General features: G+C 52.7%; 4 tRNA genes. All 4 read left to right on the plus strand.

Annotation, left to right across the window (positions count from 1 at the left end):
• Positions 1 to 3: 3 nt before the first annotated feature.
• The 4 genes from AC2YJL_RS27695 (at position 4) to AC2YJL_RS27710 (ending at position 330) form a co-directional block, all read left to right on the plus strand.
• Positions 4 to 79, plus strand: a tRNA-Thr gene (locus AC2YJL_RS27695).
• A gap of 8 nt (positions 80 to 87) precedes the next feature.
• Positions 88 to 171 (plus strand) — tRNA-Tyr (locus AC2YJL_RS27700).
• Between the two features lie 7 nt (positions 172 to 178).
• Positions 179 to 253 (plus strand) — tRNA-Gln (locus AC2YJL_RS27705).
• Positions 254 to 257: 4 nt separating this feature from the next.
• Positions 258 to 330, plus strand: a tRNA-Lys gene (locus AC2YJL_RS27710).

The following is a 330-nucleotide window of genomic DNA, read 5'->3' on the forward strand; positions in this document are numbered from 1 at the left end:
CGTGCCGGTGTAGCTCAACTGGTAGAGCAACTGACTTGTAATCAGTAGGTTGGGGGTTCAAGTCCTCTTGCCGGCACCATTTATATCGGAGGGGTAGCGAAGTGGCTAAACGCGGCGGACTGTAAATCCGCTCCTTCGGGTTCGGCAGTTCGAATCTGCCCCCCTCCACCATCTTTATTGGGCTATCGCCAAGCGGTAAGGCAACGGATTTTGATTCCGTCATGCGTTGGTTCGAATCCAGCTAGCCCAGCCATAGAGAGCCATTAGCTCAGTTGGTAGAGCATCTGACTTTTAATCAGAGGGTCGAAGGTTCGAGTCCTTCATGGCTCA

Source organism: Priestia sp. SRI_019 (assembly GCF_057586255.1).